15 protein-coding genes are annotated in these 16,906 nt (G+C 72.2%); 11 read left to right on the plus strand and 4 right to left on the minus strand.

All coding sequences use genetic code 11. The features are described 5' to 3' along the window. Positions 1–87: 87 nt before the first annotated feature. Positions 88–705, plus strand: a complete 618-nt coding sequence (locus GIS00_RS07755) for a hypothetical protein (protein WP_154767593.1) — start codon at positions 88–90, stop codon at positions 703–705. Positions 706–869: 164 nt separating this feature from the next. Beyond that, on the plus strand, positions 870–2,435 hold the full coding sequence (locus GIS00_RS07760; protein ID WP_230312925.1) for an MFS transporter: 1,566 nt from the start codon (positions 870–872) through the stop codon (positions 2,433–2,435). A gap of 9 nt (positions 2,436–2,444) precedes the next feature. Here GIS00_RS07760 and GIS00_RS07765 read toward each other — a convergent pair whose 3' ends face one another. Both GIS00_RS07765 and GIS00_RS07770 read right to left on the minus strand, forming a co-directional pair. After that, positions 2,445–2,909: a flavodoxin family protein gene (locus tag GIS00_RS07765; RefSeq protein WP_154767594.1), complete on the minus strand. Its 465-nt coding sequence runs from the start codon at positions 2,907–2,909 to the stop codon at positions 2,445–2,447. After that, complete coding sequence (locus tag GIS00_RS07770; RefSeq protein ID WP_154767595.1) at positions 2,906–3,316, minus strand: MerR family transcriptional regulator; 411 nt, start codon at positions 3,314–3,316, stop codon at positions 2,906–2,908. Before GIS00_RS07770 ends, GIS00_RS07765 begins: the two co-directional genes overlap by 4 nt. A gap of 141 nt (positions 3,317–3,457) precedes the next feature. On the opposite strand from GIS00_RS07770, the gene GIS00_RS07775 reads away from it, so the two are divergent. Together GIS00_RS07775 and GIS00_RS07780 are read left to right on the plus strand one after the other, a co-directional pair. Then, a complete protein-coding gene (locus GIS00_RS07775; RefSeq protein ID WP_154767596.1) occupies positions 3,458–4,960 on the plus strand; it encodes a SulP family inorganic anion transporter in 1,503 nt (500 codons plus the stop codon). A 40-nt stretch (positions 4,961–5,000) separates the two neighbouring features. Beyond that, on the plus strand, positions 5,001–5,717 hold the full coding sequence (locus GIS00_RS07780) for a DUF429 domain-containing protein (protein WP_196073161.1): 717 nt from the start codon (positions 5,001–5,003) through the stop codon (positions 5,715–5,717). On the opposite strand, the gene GIS00_RS07785 is transcribed toward GIS00_RS07780, so the two are convergent. Further along, complete coding sequence (locus GIS00_RS07785) at positions 5,696–7,192, minus strand: MFS transporter (protein WP_154767598.1); 1,497 nt, start codon at positions 7,190–7,192, stop codon at positions 5,696–5,698. The two genes, GIS00_RS07780 and GIS00_RS07785, sit on opposite strands and share 22 nt — an antisense overlap. A 572-nt stretch (positions 7,193–7,764) precedes the next feature. Here GIS00_RS07785 and GIS00_RS07790 point away from each other — a divergent pair. Then, positions 7,765–8,118, plus strand: coding sequence for a histone-like nucleoid-structuring protein Lsr2 (locus GIS00_RS07790; RefSeq protein ID WP_154767599.1), 354 nt, complete (start codon positions 7,765–7,767; stop codon positions 8,116–8,118). Positions 8,119–8,170: 52 nt separating this feature from the next. Here the strand turns inward: GIS00_RS07790 and GIS00_RS07795 are convergent, their stop codons facing one another. Beyond that, positions 8,171–10,228 carry an NAD(+) synthase gene (locus tag GIS00_RS07795; RefSeq protein ID WP_230313318.1) on the minus strand — a complete coding sequence of 686 codons (2,058 nt, stop codon included), beginning with the start codon at positions 10,226–10,228 and terminating at the stop codon, positions 8,171–8,173. A 115-nt stretch (positions 10,229–10,343) separates the two neighbouring features. Here GIS00_RS07795 and GIS00_RS07800 point away from each other — a divergent pair, with 115 nt between their 5' ends. The 6 genes from GIS00_RS07800 (at position 10,344) to GIS00_RS07825 (ending at position 16,882) form a co-directional block, all read left to right on the plus strand. Beyond that, positions 10,344–11,582, plus strand: a complete 1,239-nt coding sequence (locus GIS00_RS07800) for a sensor histidine kinase (protein WP_154767601.1) — start codon at positions 10,344–10,346, stop codon at positions 11,580–11,582. Then, the gene (locus GIS00_RS07805) at positions 11,579–12,280 is read left to right on the plus strand and encodes a response regulator transcription factor (RefSeq protein ID WP_154767602.1); all 702 of its coding nucleotides are present in this window, start codon (positions 11,579–11,581) and stop codon (positions 12,278–12,280) included. Before GIS00_RS07800 ends, GIS00_RS07805 begins: the two co-directional genes overlap by 4 nt. A 167-nt stretch (positions 12,281–12,447) precedes the next feature. Further along, positions 12,448–13,242 (plus strand): ABC transporter ATP-binding protein, encoded by a 795-nt coding sequence (locus GIS00_RS07810; RefSeq protein WP_154767603.1) that lies wholly within the window; start codon positions 12,448–12,450, stop codon positions 13,240–13,242. Positions 13,243–13,244: 2 nt separating this feature from the next. Next, complete coding sequence (locus GIS00_RS07815; RefSeq protein ID WP_154767604.1) at positions 13,245–15,740, plus strand: ABC transporter permease; 2,496 nt, start codon at positions 13,245–13,247, stop codon at positions 15,738–15,740. A gap of 63 nt (positions 15,741–15,803) precedes the next feature. Next, entirely contained in the window at positions 15,804–16,271 is a 468-nt protein-coding gene (locus GIS00_RS07820; protein WP_154767605.1) for a MarR family winged helix-turn-helix transcriptional regulator, read from the plus strand. Continuing rightward, entirely contained in the window at positions 16,271–16,882 is a 612-nt protein-coding gene (locus tag GIS00_RS07825) for a hypothetical protein (RefSeq protein WP_154767606.1), read from the plus strand. The genes GIS00_RS07820 and GIS00_RS07825 overlap by 1 nt, the downstream gene beginning before the upstream one ends. The last annotated feature ends 24 nt before the right edge of the window (positions 16,883–16,906 follow it).

Consider the following 16,906-nt stretch of genomic DNA (forward strand, 5'->3'; position numbering starts at 1 on the left):
TCGGAACGAGCCCTCGGGCGCCGGGGTACGGTCCTCACCGACCGTGGGCACCCGGTTCGGCAGGCCACCGGGGGGTACACCCGGACCATGGCGGAATCCCGGACCGACGTCTTCGACGGCGCGATCCTCGGCATCGGTTGGACAAGCGGTGTGCGCACCGTGATCGGCGTGTGGCCGCGGTCGCCGCTGGGACCGATCGCCGACGTGATGATCGAGATGCCCTACGGTCACCGGGTTCTACTGGCCCCCACCACTGCGGTCGCCGACTACATCGCCGCCACGTACACCTTCGACGAGGTCCGGGTGCAGCCCGTTCACGCCCGGCGCTCCGGTCCGGCCGGGCGGCGCTGGTCGGTCCGCACCACCGATCTCGACCTCGACCTCGACGCCGGCCGGCGCACCGCCCTCGGCGTGCTGTTGCAGGTCGTACCGCGCGAGCTGGCCGTCGCGCCCTGGTGGGTGGGAACGCTGGACCCGGTCGCGCGCCGGGTGCTGCGCGGTGTCCGGACCAGGGGGACGGCCGGCGGCGGGCGGACGGAGTTCTACGGCGCCCTGGACCAGCACCGGATCTCCGGCGCCACCGGCAGTCTCGACGGCGTGTCGCTGGGTGGACCGGCGCCGATCGACCCGCCGGTGCGCTTCGGGTTCGGCTCCGTGCCGCCCCGGCCGTCGGTCGTCCGCATCGTCACCACCATCCGACGGTGATCCACGGTGGTGCGGGGCGGAGGGGGACCTGCACAGCAGCCCCGGCCACCGATCACCGCGAGTGACCACGGATCGCCGCCGACCCGCCGAACGGAGGATGACAGCGCGCCCGGCCGGGCCCATGATCAGGTGCTGACCGTCACGCACCCACGAAGGAGCCTGTCATGAGCACTGCGGGGCAACCGGTGTCGAGGAGCCGCTGGCTGGCGCTGTCCGCGATGCTGTTCGCGGTGGCGATGACGTTCATCGACCAGACGATCGTGGCGATCGCCGCCCCGGACCTGTCCGGCGAGCTCGGCCTGTCCCGCGGCGGCTCGCAGTGGGTGATCAACGCCTACCTGGTCGCGCTGGCCGCCGGGTTCGCCTTCTTCGGCCGACTGGCCGACGTGGTCGGGTCCAAGCGGATGGTGCTGATCGGGATCATCGGCTTCGCGGCCACGTCCGCGCTGTGCGGGGCCACCCCGACCGGCGACCTGGCCTCCGCCTGGATCATCACCTTCCGTGCGCTGCAGGGACTCTCGGCCGCGGTCATGTTCCCCGCCGCGCTGGCGGTGGTGGTCGCGTCATTCCCGGTGCAGGAACGCGGCAAGGCGCTGGCGATCTTCTTCGGTGTCTCCGGCGGACTGACCGCGATCGGTCCCATCGCCGGTGGCTACCTGACCCAGTGGACCTGGCGGTCGATCTTCTGGATCAACATCCCGGTGGCCGTGGTGGCGGTCGTGCTCACCGTGATGGCCGGGATCTCCTCGCACGGCCGCAAGGAACCGATCGACGTGCCGGGGGCCGTGCTGATCGCGGCCGGCATGGCGTTCTCCGTCCTCGGGCTGGAGCAGGCGGGCACGTGGGGGTGGGGCGACTGGCGCACCATCGCCTGCATCGTCGGCGGTCTGGTGCTGCTGGCGTGGTTCGTCGCGGTGGAACGGCGGACCGAGCATCCGCTGATCAAGCTGCGGATCTTCAACGACCGGGCCTTCGCGGTGGACAACGCGGTGCTGTTCTTCTCGATGATCGCGTTCGTGCCGGTGTTCTTCTTCGCCAGCGTCTACGCGCAGGTGGCCCTCGGCTACGACGCCAACAACGCCGGGCTGTACCTGCTGTGTTTCTTCGGCGGGTTCGCTCCGGCCGCCCAGGTGGCGGGCCGCATGCTCGACTCCCGCGGCGCCAAGCCGTGTCTGCTGATCGGCGGCGTGCTGGGCACGGCCGGGTTCGCGATCTGGGCGTCGATGCTCACCGATCTCAGCCTGGGCTCCCAGTGGTGGGCGATCGTGCTGTCCGGCGCCGGCATCGGTTTCATCCTCGGCCCGGCCTCCACCGACGCGGTGAACCGGGCGATCGGCGCCTCCTACGGCGAGGTCACCGGCATCTCGCAGACCCTGCGCAACTACGGGTCCGCACTGGGCATGGCCGTGCTGGGCACGCTGCTGTCCCAGGTCTTCACCAGTCGGCTCACCAGCACGCTGATCGGTGCCGGGGTGCCCGCCGACCAGGCTGCGACGATCGCCGGCGAGTCCGCCTCGCAGGGGGCAGGTGGCAGCGCGGGCGCGTCGGGCAGCATCCCGCAGGCACTGCAGCAGGCCGTCGCCATGGACTTCGCGGTGGCCACCCGCGCCGTCATCATCGGAATGGCCGTGGTGCTGGCGATCTCGTTCCTGCTCGCCTTCCTGCACCCGGGCGGCCGGGTGACCGAGGAGTCGACCTCACCGGCTGCGCCGGTTCCAGAGAACGCCTGAGCGCGTGGGTCAGTCGTCGAGCAGGCCGGAGGCGACCGCCGCCACCGTGGCTGCCAGTTCGGCGACAGCGTCGAGGTCCCGCCGCTGCGGCGCACCGCGCACCACGACCGGCGCGGCCACCTGCTCCCAGCCCAGACCCCCGGTGATCCCACCGAGCGCGCGCAGCGCCCCGGTGGCGTCGTCGGCGCCGTGCAGCCAGGCGCCGAACGGGAGACCCTGCCGGGCCAGCAGTGTCGGGTAGTAGATCTGGTCGAAGAAGTGCTTGAGGGCGCCGGACAGGTAGCCGATGTTCACCGGGGTGCCGAGCAGCACGCCGTCGGCGGCCAGCACGTCACTCACCCCGGCACCCAGGGCCGGCACCGCTCGCACCTCGACCGACTCCAGACCCTCCTGGCCCGCGCCGCGCAGCGCCGCCTCGAGCAGCTCCTGCATGCCGGGGGACGGGGTGTGGTGCACGACCAGCAACCTGCTCATGACCGTCCCCGGTCGCCGCCGGCCAGGCCCTCCAGGGTGTCGACGAACTCCTCGGCCCGGTCGAGCTGGATCCGCAACCGGTCCCGTCGCTGCACCGCCTCCGACCGGAACCCGTCGAGCCGGTCGCGCAGCGGGCCGATCTCGCCGGCCGCGGTGGATGCGGAGGACAGTCGGTGCAGGATGTCCAGCAGGTCCCGCATCTCGTCGATGCTGAAGCCCAGCGGTTTCATCCGGCGGATCACCATCAGCCGGTCGAGATCCTGCGAGCTGTACAGGCGGAAGCCGCCCGTGCTGCGCGCCGACGGGGTGAGCAGGCCCTCGTCGTCGTAGTGCCGGATGGTGCGCAGCGACAGTTCGGTGCGCTCCGCGAGTTCACCGATCTGCATCAGCTGGTCCGGCCCGGTCATCCGGTCAGGTTCTCATGCCCGGGGGCCCGCATGGTCATCTCTACCCTTACGTGAGGGTAGAGTTCGCCGCGACGCGCACCGTTGCGCCGCTCCGGATCCCTCCGCGAGCACCCCACCGACTGCCGAACGGATCGCTGCCGCATGCCCGACGCCACACTCGCGCCGACCCTCGCCCGCCGGTTCCGTCTGCCCACCGCCCGGGTGCTGCGCACCGAGACGTTGGCCGGTCTGGTGGTGGCCCTGGCGCTGATCCCCGAGGCGATCTCCTTCTCGGTGATCGCCGGCGTCGATCCGCGGGTGGGGCTGTTCGCCTCGGTCACCATGGCGATCGGCATCGCGTTCCTCGGCGGTCGGCCGGCGATGATCTCCGCCGCGACCGGGGCGGTCGCCCTGGTGATCGCGCCCCTGGTCCGTGAGCACGGCCTGCAGTACCTGATCGCCACCGTGCTGCTGGCCGGCGTCCTGCAGATCCTGCTCGGCGTCCTGGGTGTGGCCCGGCTGATGCGGTTCGTGCCGCGCAGCGTGATGGTCGGGTTCGTCAACGCGCTGGCGATCCTGATCTTCCTGGCCCAGCTGCCGCAGGTGTGGGACGTGCCGTGGGCGGTCTACCCGCTGGTGGCGGCCAGCCTGGCGATCATCTACCTGTGGCCCCGGCTCACCCGGACCGTGCCGTCACCGCTGGTGTCCATCGTGCTGCTCACCGGGCTCACCGTGCTGGTCGGCATCACCGTGCCGACCGTCGGCGACCAGGGTGCGCTGCCGGACACCCTGCCCGTGCCGGTGCTGCCCGACGTGCCGTACACGCTGGAGACGCTGCGGATCATCGCCCCGTACGCGATCGGCATGGCGCTGGTCGGGCTGCTCGAGTCGTTGATGACCGCGTCGCTGGTGGACGACATCACCGACACCCGGTCGAACAAGACCCGTGAGTCCTGGGGCCAGGGTGCGTCCAACATCATCACCGGCATCTTCGGCGGCATGGGCGGCTGCGCGATGATCGGCCAGACCATGATCAACGTGAGATCCGGTGCACGTACCCGTCTCTCGACCTTCCTGGCCGGCGCCTTCCTGCTCGTGCTGGTGGTCGCGTTGGGCGACGTGGTCGGCCTGATCCCGATGGCGGCACTGGTGGGCGTCATGGTGATGGTGTCGATCGCCACGTTCGACTGGCACTCCATCCGGCCGTCCACGCTGCGCCGGATGCCGCGCAGCGAGACCGCGGTGATGGTGCTGACCGTCGTCGTCACCGTGGCCACCGAGAACCTGGCCTACGGCGTGATCGCGGGCGTGCTGCTCGCACTGATGCTGTTCGCCCGCCGGGTGGCGCACCTGGTCACGGTGGAGCGGGTCCGGACGACGGGCAGCGGCGACGATCCCGTGGTGGACAGGTGGCAGGTGCGGGGCGAGTTGTTCTTCGCGTCCTCCAACGACCTGTACCAGCAGTTCGACGACCACGACCCGGCGCCGGAGGTGGTCATCGACCTGTCCGCGGCGCACGTCTGGGACGCCTCGACGGTGGCGGTGCTCGACGCCGTCGAGCAGAAGTTCCGCCGGCACGGGTCGCAGGTCCGTATCGAAGGGCTGGATCCGCACAGCGCGGACCGGCACGCCCGGCTCAGCGGGCGGCTCGGCGGCAACGAGTAGCCACCGGTCCGTCCGGCCGATGATCCGGGACACTGGTCCGGTGCAGCCGGGACGGATCAGCAGGCCGGTGGTCGGGGTGGACATCAGCCGCGGCTCGTGGGTGGCGGTGCGGCTCGATGCCGACGGCCGGTTCGACGGTGCGGCTCTCGCCCCGACGATCGCCGGGATCGTCGCCGACCTCGGACGCGACGCCGCGCTGATCGGCATCGACGTGCCCATCGGACTGTCCGACACCGGGGTGCGCGCAGCGGATCTCGCCGCACGTGCGGCACTGCCCGGCCGGGCGGCCTCGGTCTTCCTGACCCCCGTGCGGGCCGCTCTTCTCGAGCCCGACCATGCCGCGGCCACCCGGATCAGCCGGGAGGTCACCGGAGCCGGGATCTCCCGTCAGGCGCACGGTCTGCGGCACAAGATCCTCGACGTCGACGACTTCGCGCCCCGCTCACCCGTACCGCTGGTGGAGATCCACCCCGAACTGTCCTTCCGCCGTCTCGGCACCGCGGTGATACCGGTGGTCGTGCCGGGGTCGAAGCGGAGCTGGTCCGGGATCCGGCAGCGGATCCGTCTGCTCGCCGCGGCCGGGATCGACATCGGCGAGGACATCGGCGATGCCGGCCGGGAGTGCGGTCCGGACGACGTGCTCGACGCCGCCGCCGTCGCCTGGTCGGCCCGCCGGGTGCTGGCCGGGACAGCCGACCGGTTCCCGGCCGACGGCGCCGATCCGGGCACCTCCGGTCAGGCCGTGATCTTCGCCTGATCCCGCCGCAGCCGCTCACGGCGCCCCCCGGCCACGTCGACGGTGCCGACCACGATCGCCAGCACGAGGAAGCCGGCGGCAACGGCCATCCCGGCGGTCAGGGCGGCGGGGAAGTCGGGGGACTGCGGGTTCTCGGCGAGCCGGGCGTAGAACACCGACCCGACCGCCGCGATCCCGATGGCCGACCCGATGCGTTGCCCGGTCTGCAGCAGCCCGCCGGCGGTGCCGCCCTGCTGCACCGGCACGTCGGCCAGGGTGAGCGTCTGGTTCGGCGAGATCACCAGCCCGGAGCCGACTCCGCCGATCAGCAACGGCACGGCCAGCACCCAGCCCAGCGCCGGGCCCTCGACGACGTCCACCACCAGCGCCACCCCGAGGAAGCCGACCAGCACCAGCACCAACCCGATCAGCACCAGCGGTCGGCCGATGCGGCTGACCACCCGGCCGGCCAGGGCTGCTGAGATCCCGGAGCCGATGGCGAACGGCACGGTGACCAGGCCCGCGCCCAGCGCGGAGAATCCCGCACCGGCCTGCAGCAGCAGGGTGAGGACGAAGAACAGTGTGGTGAAGCCGCCGAAATAGGCGGCGATGAGCGCGATCCCGACGGTGTAGGAGCGGTGCCGGAAGAGTGTCAGGTCGAGCATCGGCTCGTGCCCGACCCTGGCCTGCCGCCGTTCCCAGAGCACGAAACCGGTGAGCACCACCAGGGCGGCCGGGACCAGCAGCCATTTCCCCGCCCCCTGCCACTCCTGCTCCTGGACGAACGGCAGCAGGAGCAGGACGACGCCGGCACCGAGCAGGACCACCCCGACCGGGTCGTAGCGGCGCCGCCCGGTCGGCCGCGACGTCGACGACCGCCCCGGCAGCAGGCGGAGGGCGAACGGAACGGCGATCAGCCCGATGGGGATGTTGACGAAGAAGACGTACCGCCAGCCGTGCTCCTCGCCGAACGCGCCGATCAGCAGACCGCCCACCAGCGGACCGAGGGCGGTGGCGATACCCACGACGGCGCCGAACATCCCGAAGGCACGGCCACGTTCCGCCCCCTGGAAGAGCTGCTGGATCAGGCCGCTCACCTGAGGGGTGAGCAGGCCGCCCGCCAGACCCTGCAGCAGACGTGCGATGACCAACCAGGTGTCGGTGGGCGCCGCCCCGCACAGCACGCTCGCGGCCACGAACAACACCAGCGCCAGCACGAACATGCCACGCCTGCCCCGGATGTCGCCGAGCCGGCCGCCGGGCACCAGCAGCAGGCCGAAGGCGAGGGCGTACCCGGACAGCACCCACTGCACACTCTCCGCCGATGCGTCCAGGCCGACGGTGATGGAATGCAGTGCCACCGTCACGATCGACACGTCGAGCAGCACCATGAAGCTCCCGATGAGACAGACCGCGAGCGCCCGCCACCGCCGCGGATCGGGCCCGTCCGTCGTCGTCGAACCGGTGCCCGGATCGGGCCGCTCGCTTTTCGCCATGCGAACGTTGTACCCGCCGATCGCCTTCGGTACCGCATCGCCGTGGCGTTGCGCCGGCCGGATCGGATCACATCACCCGACGTGTGACCGACGGCACCGCCGGTGGGTCCCGGATGGGTCCGAAAATGCCCGTTGATCCGTCATCGAAATGTGCTCCCGAAAGACCGGGGTACGCATGCGGTGGTTCGTCGCGGTGGCCCACCGCCCGTCGGTGCCTCCACCCCGGCGCCAGCGCCGGGTCGAGATGGACCGAGTGGCAACAGGTGTCGAGGAGGCTGGGAATTCCGTTCTTTCGCCGGACCGCCGGAGTCGCATGCACAACCCCCGGATGACAGGGCGGCAAAACAGTGTTGGAATTCGCTGGGAGGTGCAGGGGAAAACCGTGCGGCGACGGCTTGGCGTCACACCATTGCCATGATCCCGGACCGGCACTTGCGAACACCGGGCCACCGGAACGGGAAAAGGGACGACACCCCGAACGGCTGGTATCGCCGGCGTCCCGGGTCGGGCTAGAGTGGTGCCGCAGTTCCTCGTCCGACCGGACCCGTTATTTCCTGTGAAAGGAACATCCGATGGCTTCCGTCACCACGGTGTCACTCACCGACGACATCGACGGCAAGAAGGCCGACGAGACCGTCGCATTCGCATTGGACGGCGTGCTCTACGAGATCGACCTGCGCAAGACGAACGCCAACGCATTGCGCAAGGCCCTGGCCGAGTACATCGAGCACGGGCGGCGGGTCAGCCGTTCCTCCACCCCGCGCCCGACTGCCGCGTCGCGGGCCTCCGTGGGCGACGACCGGCGTCGTCGCCGCGAGTACCTGACGGCGGTCCGCGCCTGGGCCGAGGAGGCGGGCCTGGACGTGTCCAACCGAGGGCGCATCGCCCAGGACGTGATCGATCGCTACGAGGCCGCACAGGCCTGAGCGGTCCGCGCACCAGGCAGCGAAGAACCACCCTGGGACGTCCCGGGGGCCGTCAGGCCTCCGGGACGTTCTGCTCGATGTCGCGCAGCCACACCTGCGCGTTGCCGTCGGACGGCGCCCGCCAATCGCCACGGGGGCTGAGCGAACCACCCGCGGACACCTTCGGCCCGTTGGGCGACGCGGATCGCTTGAACTGGCTGAAGGCGAAGAAGCGCCGCACGAAGACCTGCAGCCAGGAACGGATCTCGCCCAGCGGATAGGAACGCCGCCGCTCCGGCGGGAAACCCTCCGGCCACCGGCCGTGCTCGGTGTCCCGCCAGGCGTGCCAGGCCAGGAAGGCGATCTTCGACGGCCGGAACCCGTACCGCAGGACGTGGAACAGCGTGAAGTCCTGGAGTTCGTAGGGGCCGATCGCCTTCTCCGTGCTCTGCGGCGCCTCGCCCTCCTTGACCGGCACCAGCTCCGGGGAGATCTCGCTGCCCAGGATGTCCAGGAGTGTGCCCGACACGTCGGCGGAGAAGTCCTCGCCGGACGCCACCCACCGGATGAGGTGCTGGATCAGCGTCTTCGGTACCCCGGTGTTCACGTTGTAGTGCGACATCTGGTCGCCCACACCGTAGGTGCTCCAGCCGAGCGCGATCTCCGACAGGTCGCCGGTGCCCAGCACGATGCCGCCGTGGTGGTTCGCCAGCCGGAACAGGTAGTCGGTCCGCAGCCCGGCCTGGACGTTCTCGAAGGTGACGTCGTAGACCTCGGCGCCGGAGGCGAACGGGTGCTGCAGGTCGGTCAGCAGTTGTCGTGCCGCCGGCCGGATGTCGATCTCCTCGGCGGTCACGCCGAGCGCCCGCATCAGTGACCAGGCCTGGGCCTTGGACCGGGTGCCGGTGGCGAAACCGGGCAGCGTGTACGCCCTGATCGCGGTGCGCGGCAACCCCAGCAGATCGGTGGCGCGGCAGGCGACGATCAGCGCATGGGTGCTGTCCAGGCCACCGGACACCCCGATCACCACACACCGGCTGCCGGTGCTGCGCAGCCGTTGCACCAGGCCGTCGACCTGGATGTTGTAGGCCTCGTAGCAGTCCTGGGCGAGCCGCGCCGGGTCGGCCGGGACGAACGGGAAACGCTCCAACACCCGGCGCAGGCCCAGGTCCCCGGCGGGCGGCTCGAGCCGGAACGGGATCCGGCGGTGGTCCGGGACCGCGCCGAGGGTCCGCCGGTTGTCCTCGAAGGTGCCCGTGCGCGCCCGTTCCTGCCGGATCAGGTCGAGATCGACGTCGGCCACGGTGATCACCGGGCGGCGGGCGAACCGCGGACCCTCGGCGAGCAGGGTGCCGTTCTCGAAGATGGTGGTCTGGCCGTCCCAGCTCAGGTCGGTGGTCGACTCGCCCTGCCCGGCCGCGGCGTACAGGTAGGCGGACAGGCAGCGGATCGACTGCGTCCGGCAGAGCACCGTCCTGGTGTCGGATCGGCCGATGGTGATCGGAGAGCCGGAGAGGTTCGCCAGGACGGTGGCACCCGCGAGGGCGAGCCCGCTGGACGGCGGCACCGGCACGAACATGTCCTCGCAGATCTCGATCCCGAGCGTCAGGCCCGGGACGTCGACCGCCTCGAAGAGCAGGTCGGTGCCGAGCGGCGCGGTGTGCCGGCCGACCGTCACCTGCTCGCCGCGGATCCCGTCGCCGGAGGCGAACTGGCGTCGCTCGTAGAACTCCCGGTAGTTCGGCAGGTGGATCTTCGGCACCACGCCGAGCACTGCGCCGCGGTGCACGACCACCGCGCAGTTGAACAGGCGGTTGCGGTGCCGCAGCGGCGCACCGACCACGATCACCGGCAGCAGATCGGTCGAGGCGTCGACGATCTCGTCCAAGGCGGTGTGCACCGCGTCGAGCAGGGCGTCCTGGCCGAGCAGGTCGTCGATCGCATAGCCGGTGATCGACAGCTCCGGGAACAGGGCGATCGCGACCCCGTCGGCCGAGCACTCCCGCACGGCGTCCAGGATCAGCGCCGCGTTCGCGGTGGGATCGGCGATCCGGACCGGGACCGCACAGGCCGCGACCCGGGCGAACCCGTGCCGGTAGAGCGAGGCGAAGTCCGCCGTCGTGCTGGTCAGGGTCCACTCCTCGGGTGCCGGCCGGCGGTTGCCGACCGGCACCCACGATAGTCGCGCGGTCCGCTCCACCCGTGGTCGGAGGCCGGGGCGCGTCCCCGCCGATAGCGTGGGGCGCATGCGTGCGCAGCTCTACCGATGGCTGGAGGAGCACCGCTGGGTCGGCGACACCGCCTTCGCGGCGGTGTTCGGCCTGGCCTCGGTGCTGGTCTCGCTGGGCTACATCGACTGGACGGGGTATTTCGGCTACCACAGCAGCCGGCCGTACCTGGCGATGGTGTACTCGCTGGCCTCCGGCGTGCCGATGATCTTCCGCCGCACCCGCACCGAGCTGGCGGTGGTGCTCGGCGTCGCCTACCTGGCGATCTCGCTGGGGGTCTTCCCCCAACCGACACTGCCGATCCTGCTGGCGCCGATCCTGGTGCACGCCGCTGCGGTCTGGGCCCCCCGGTCCTGGGCCATCGGTGCGTTGGTGGCCGGCCTGATCGGTGCGGTCATCGGACCCTTGCAGTGGGGGCTGGACTCGGACCCGTCGCTCCTGCTCGTCGCCGCGGGAGCCGCCGTCGTGAGCGTGGTGGCCGCCTTCGCGGTAGGGGAGCGGCGGCGGGACCGCATCGAGTTCCAGGCCGAGCAGATCCGTTCCGCAGCCGAGCGTGCCGAGCTGGTGGCAGCCGAGCAGGGGCAGCGCGAGCAGGTGACGCTGGCCGCGGAACGCGCCCGGATCGCCCGGGAACTGCACGACATCGTGGCCCACTCGCTGTCGGTGGTGATCGTGCAGGCCGACGGTGCCGCGGCGGCTGCCGCCGCGAAGCCGGAGCTGGCGGTGCCGGTGCTGCGGACGATCGCCGAGACCTCCCGCGCGGCACTGGCCGAGATGCGTTCCCTGGTCGGGGTTCTGCGGTCGGACAGCACCGGTGGCACCGGCGACGGCTACGCCCCGGCCGGGCGTCTGGTGGACCTGCCCGACCTGCTCGAGCAGATCCGCGGCGCGGGGGTCACGGTCTCGATGGACGTCCGGGGCGAACCGCGGCCGTTGCCCGCGGGTCTGGAGCTCACCGTCTACCGGGTGGTGCAGGAGGCCCTCACCAATGTGCTCAAGCATGCCGGCCCGCAGGCCACCGCGATGGTCGCCCTCGACTGGACGGCAACAGTGCTCACCGTCCGGGTGGACGACGACGGCCGGGGCGCGGCCGCCGGTCTGGGTGCGGACCCGGCCGCGGGCGTCCCCGGTTCCGGCCACGGGCTGCTCGGCATGCGCGAGCGGGTCGCGGCCCAGGGCGGGTCGCTGATGGCGACACCGGCGCCGGGCGGCGGGTTCTCGGTGCGGGTCGATCTGCCGGTCCCGGGCGCGGCATGATCCGGATCCTGCTGGTCGACGACCAGGAACTGGTCCGCACCGGCTTCGCGATGCTGCTGTCCGCGCAGGCCGACATGGAGGTGGTCGGGCAGGCCGGCGACGGCGCCGCTGCGGCCGGCCTGGCCGCCACCGTGCCGGCCGACGTGGTCCTGATGGACATCCGGATGCCGGGCACGGACGGGGTCACCGGGACCGGGCTGATCACCGCCCGCCCGGGCGCGCCGAAGGTCATCGTGCTGACCACCTTCGACCTGGACGAGTACGTCTACGCCGCGCTGGCGGCCGGTGCGTCCGGGTTCCTGCTCAAGGACGCCCGGCCGGACGAACTGCTCGGGGCCATCCGTGCGGTGGCCGCCGGTGACGCCGTCCTGGCACCGTCGGTGACCCGCCGGCTGCTGGACCATCTGGGCCACCGCCCGGCCCCCGGCACGCCGGCGGCCGCGCCGGACCGGACCGTGCAGCCCGGCCCCGCGGACCTGTCACGGCTGGACGAGCTGACCGCACGGGAACGCGAGGTGCTGGTGCTGGTCGCGCTGGGGGAGACCAACCACGGCGTCGCGGCGCGGCTGTACATGGCCGAGTCCACGGTGAAGACGCACATCGGCAACCTGCTGGCCAAGACCGGAGCCCGGGACCGGGTTGCCCTGGTGCTGTTCGCCTTCCGTGCCGGCCTCGTCGACATCGCCGACCTGCCCTGAGGGCGCCGGGCCCGGGTCCGACTCCTCCCGTGGTACTAGTCCCGGTCCCGATCGGTGGCCGGCAACCGGGTGCCGTGGTCGGAGGCGCCGACACCCTCCTCGCGGGCAGTGTTCTCCCCGGGCCGCACCGGCCCGTGCGCAGTCCGCACTGACAGGGAGGACCCGAGATGATCGGCACCACAGGAACAACCGGCACGCCGGCGACCACCGGGGCGGCAGGGACGGCCGCTCCGTCACCGGGCGTCGCCGCCGAGGCCGTCGACCTCGTCAAGGTGCACGGTACCGGCGAGGGCGAGGTACGCGCGGTGGACGGGATCTCGGTGCGGATCGCTGCGGGGTCGTTCACCGCGGTGATGGGCGCCTCCGGCTCCGGCAAGTCCACCCTGATGCACTGCATGGCCGGTCTGGACCGGCCGACCGCCGGTCGGGTGGCGATCGGCGGCACCGACCTGACCACGCTCCGGGACAACGAGCTGACCCGGATCCGGCGCGAGCGCATCGGTTTCGTCTTCCAGTCCTTCAACCTGCTGCCGACGCTCACCGCGCAGGAGAACATCCTGCTGCCGCTGGACCTGGCCGGCACCGCGGTCGACGGGGCGCGGTTCACCGCACTGGTCGGTTCCCTCGGCCTCCAGGACCGGCTGTCCCACCGTCCCGCCGAGCTGTCCGGCGGCCAGCAGCAGCGGGTGGCGATCGCCCGGGCGCTGATCACCCTGCCGGACGTGGTGTTCGCCGACGAACCGACCGGTGCCCTGGACTCCCGCACCGGGGCCGCCCTGCTCGCCTACCTGCGGCTGTGCGTGCGGGAGGCGGGGCAGACGGTGGTGATGGTGACCCACGACCCGATGGCCGCCGGGTACGCAGACCGGGTGCTGCTGCTGGCCGACGGCCGGATCGCCGGCGAACTGCAGTCTCCGACACCGGATGAGGTCCTCGCGGCCCTGCGCACCCTGGGGGCCTGACCATGAGCGTTCCCGTCCGGCTGGCCCGCGCCGAACTGCGGGCCCACGGCGCACGTGTCGTCGCGGCCGCTCTGGCCATCGTGCTCGGCGTCGGCTTCGCCGCCGCCACCGTGGTCTTCTCCGGCAGCTTCTCCGCGGCACTCGGTCGCGCCGCGGCGGCCGAGGTCGCCGCGGTGGACCTCGTCGTGCAGCCCGGCAGCGCGCCGATCGAGGCGGCCGCGGTGGCCGCCGTCCCGGGCGTCGCGCTCGCCTTCCCGGTGGACCGCGCCTACCCCGACTTCCGCGGCCCGGAGAGTCGCGGCTGGTTCAGGATGACCGGCCTGGCGCCCGAGGCCGCCCGCTGGTACGGCCTCGCCTCCGGGGTCTGGCCGACCGGCGCCGACGACCTGGTCGTCGGGGCGGACACCGCCCGCCGCAACGGGATCGCGGTCGGCAGCGTGCTGACCGTCGGCGGTGGGGACGTCGCCCGGCAGATGACCGTGGTCGGCACCGTGGACACCGGGATCTCCCCGCTGGCCGGTGCCGGTGATGTCGCCTTCGCCGTGCCGGCGACGGTCCGGGCGATCAACGACGACCCGGGCAGCGCCGGATACGTCGCCCTGGACGTGGCGGTCGCCGACGGCGTCGACGCGACCACCGTGGCCGATCGGCTCAGCGCTGCTTTCCCGGGCGCCGAGGTGCAGACCGCCGCGGACATCCGGGAGGAGGCCGTGCAACGGCTCGGCAACGACACCGACGTGGTGGCGGCGGTGCTCGGGGCCTTCGTGGTGCTCGCCGCGTTCGTCGCCGCCATGGTCGTCACCAGCACCTTCACCATCCTGCTCGCGGCCCGCCGCCGGCAGATCGCCTTGCTGCGGTGCGTGGGTGCCGACCGCGGTCAGCTGGCCCGCGGTTTCCTCGTCGAGTTCGGCGTCGTCGCGGTGCTCGGTGCCGCGATCGGGGTGGCCGGCGGGGCCGGCCTCGGTCGGCTCGTGTGCGCGCTCACCGGTATTGGCGCCACCGACATGCGCTATCCGGTACTGGGTCTCGTGCTCTGCGGGGTCGTCGGGGTGATCGGCTGCCTGCTCGCCGCCTGGGCGCCGTTGGTCCGGGCCACCCGGGTCGCTCCGCTGGCGGCCCTGCGGCCGGCCGAGATCGACGGTGCCGGGCGGAGGGTCTCGCTCGGACGCGTCCTGCTCGGCACCGGCGGCTTCCTGGTCGGCGGTGCGGTGCTCGGTCTCGGCGTCGTCGTCGGGGACCTGTTGATCGCTGCCGGCGGTGGGGTGGTGTGTGCGGTGGGCATCGTGCTGCTGCTGCGCGTCGTGCTGCCCGGTCTGTTGCGCCGGACGTCGCCGCTCGCCCGGCTGGCCGGTGTGCCCGGCCGGCTGGCCCTGGCGAACGCCGTCCGCAACCCCGCCCGCGCGGCGGCCGCCTGCACGGCGCTGGCGATCGGCGTCGGCACCGTGACCACCCTGCTGGTCGCCGCGACCTCCGCGCAGGCCGGCGCCGACCGGGCAGTGGCTCTGCGCTACCAGCTCGACCTGCAGGTGATCGACAGCCGGGAGGCGGCAGGACCGCTGCCGGGTGACATTCTCCCGGCGGTGCAGCAGGTCGCCGGGATCCGCACCGCGGTCGCGGTGCTGGGGGCCGACGCGGAACTCCGCCGGGCCGACAGCACTCCTGCCGCTGGTGCCACCGGTGATCCCGACAGCGCCCCGATCCCCACCCCGGTGTTCGCGCCCACTTTGGAGCAGTACCACTCGGTGCGCAACGGCGGTGACCTGCAGGCCGGACAACTCGCGGCACCGGCCTGGATGGTGCGGATGCTCGGCCTGACGTCGGGGGATCCGGTGGTACTGGCCGTCGGTGGCAGAGAGGTGACGCTGACCCTGGCCGACCGGCCGGTCACCGACGACAGCTCGGTGGTGGTGTTCGCCCCCGACCTGCTGTCGATCGACCCGCAGGCCGGGACCCGCGCGGTGTGGGCCGCTTTCGCGCCGGACGCCGCGGCGCAGGACGTGGTCGCCGCGGTCAACAAGCTGGTCGTCTCCCGGGACGGCATCGACGTGTCCGGCGCGGGCGTGGAGCGTGCCGCGACCGAGGAGACCATCGGACTGGTCATCCGGGTGGCCATCGCCCTTGTCGCGGTGGCGGTGCTGATCGCGATCGTCGGTATCGGCAACACCGTCGGGCTGTCCGTGCTCGAACGCACCCGGGAATCCGCGCTGTTGCGGGCGCTGGGCCTGTCGCGCCTGCGGCTGCGACTCACGGTGGTCGTCGAGGCGGTGCTGCTGGCACTGGTGGCCGCCGTCGTCGGGGTCGTCGTCGGACTCGGGTTCGGCGGGGCCGCCGCGGCGACGGCGTTCCGGCAGTCCGGCGAGGAGCCGGCCTTCGCGGTCCCGGTCATCGGCCTGCTGGTGGTGGTGGCTGCAGCCCTGGTCGCCGGCGCGGTGTCCGCGGTGCTGCCCGCCCGGCGGGCGGCCCGGGCCACCCCGGTGGAGGCGCTCGCCGAGGTCTGACCTGCGCACCGCCGGGGATCGGGTGCTATCGTGAAGTCACTTCACTATGAAGGGACATCACGGATGAGTGCACCCGATCCCCGGCAGGCCGCGCTGGACGCCGTCCTCGCCCTGGTCGTCGAACTCGGCGAGGACATGCAGCACGGTCTGGCCGCTCTCGGCCTCACCCCGGCGAGATCCCATGTGTTGTGGCAACTCCGGGCCACCGGCCCGGCGCACCAGCGGGTGCTGGCCGAGGCACTGCGGACCTCCCCGCGCAACGTCACCGGCCTGGTGGACGGGCTGCAGCAGGCCGGGCTGGTCAGCAGGAATGCGCACCCGACGGACCGCCGGGCGGTCGTGGTCGCGCTGACCGATGCGGGGGAGCAACTGGTGGACGGTCTGGAGGCCGGACAGCAGGAGCTCGCGGGTGTGCTGTTCGCCGATCGACCGGACTCTGAGATCGCAGTGGTGGCCGATGTTCTCGCCGCCGCGGTGGACCGCCTCCGGGTGGCTGTGGCCACCGCACCGACTGTGCGGGGGAGTGCGTGATGAGTGTCGGGACCGCACTGAGGTCGGCCGGCACCTACGAGTCCCGGATGTGGAGTTCGCTGTTCCGCTGGGTCTTCCGCCGCCACAGCTACGGCGGTCCGGGCAGCTTCGGGTACGTCCGCCAGGTCGCGCCGCTGATCTGGACCTTCATCCTCGTCTCCGCCATCGAGATCCCCGCCTTCCACTTCCTGGTGCCGTGGCCCACGGTCCGGATCGTCATCGACGTGCTCGGCGTCTGGGGACTGCTCTGGATGATCGGGCTGCTGGCGAGCATGTACGTACATCCGCACCAGGTGCTGCCGGCCGGAGTGGCCGTCCGGCACGGGATGTCACTCGACGTGGTGGTGCCGTGGGACTCGATCGAGTCCATCCGGCCGGTGACCCGGCTGAAGACCGGCCGCGGCACCGTCCAGGTCGAGGGGGAGACGGTGCACATCGTGCTGGCCGGCCAGACCTCCGTCGACCTGCAGCTCCGGCATCCTGTGGTGCTCGACCTGCCGAAGGGACCGACGACCGTCACGGCGGTGCGGTTCTGGGCGGACGACGCACCGGCACTCGTGGGCGCCGTCCGGGCCGAGCTCGAGGAACGGCAGAACACCCCCGCAGAGTGACAGACCGTCGCTGTCCGTCATGTT

The organism is Nakamurella alba (genome assembly GCF_009707545.1).
Taxonomy (GTDB): domain Bacteria; phylum Actinomycetota; class Actinomycetes; order Mycobacteriales; family Nakamurellaceae; genus Nakamurella; species Nakamurella alba.

Excerpts from the sequence above, each read along its gene's own strand:
- GIS00_RS07820 (WP_154767605.1), top strand. The coding sequence starts at position 15,804 with ATGAGTGCACCCGATCCCCGGCAGGCCGCGCTGGACGCCGTCCTCGCC.
- GIS00_RS07790 (WP_154767599.1), top strand. The coding sequence starts at position 7,765 with ATGGCTTCCGTCACCACGGTGTCACTCACCGACGACATCGACGGCAAG.
- GIS00_RS07815 (WP_154767604.1), top strand. The coding sequence starts at position 13,245 with ATGAGCGTTCCCGTCCGGCTGGCCCGCGCCGAACTGCGGGCCCACGGC.
- GIS00_RS07800 (WP_154767601.1), top strand. The coding sequence starts at position 10,344 with ATGCGTGCGCAGCTCTACCGATGGCTGGAGGAGCACCGCTGGGTCGGC.
- GIS00_RS07825 (WP_154767606.1), top strand. The coding sequence starts at position 16,271 with ATGAGTGTCGGGACCGCACTGAGGTCGGCCGGCACCTACGAGTCCCGG.
- GIS00_RS07770 (WP_154767595.1), bottom strand. The coding sequence starts at position 3,316 with ATGACCGGGCCGGACCAGCTGATGCAGATCGGTGAACTCGCGGAGCGC.
- GIS00_RS07810 (WP_154767603.1), top strand. The coding sequence starts at position 12,448 with ATGATCGGCACCACAGGAACAACCGGCACGCCGGCGACCACCGGGGCG.
- GIS00_RS07755 (WP_154767593.1), top strand. The coding sequence starts at position 88 with ATGGCGGAATCCCGGACCGACGTCTTCGACGGCGCGATCCTCGGCATC.
- GIS00_RS07785 (WP_154767598.1), bottom strand. The coding sequence starts at position 7,192 with ATGGCGAAAAGCGAGCGGCCCGATCCGGGCACCGGTTCGACGACGACG.
- GIS00_RS07760 (WP_230312925.1), top strand. The coding sequence starts at position 870 with ATGAGCACTGCGGGGCAACCGGTGTCGAGGAGCCGCTGGCTGGCGCTG.
- GIS00_RS07775 (WP_154767596.1), top strand. The coding sequence starts at position 3,458 with ATGCCCGACGCCACACTCGCGCCGACCCTCGCCCGCCGGTTCCGTCTG.
- GIS00_RS07805 (WP_154767602.1), top strand. The coding sequence starts at position 11,579 with ATGATCCGGATCCTGCTGGTCGACGACCAGGAACTGGTCCGCACCGGC.
- GIS00_RS07765 (WP_154767594.1), bottom strand. The coding sequence starts at position 2,909 with ATGAGCAGGTTGCTGGTCGTGCACCACACCCCGTCCCCCGGCATGCAG.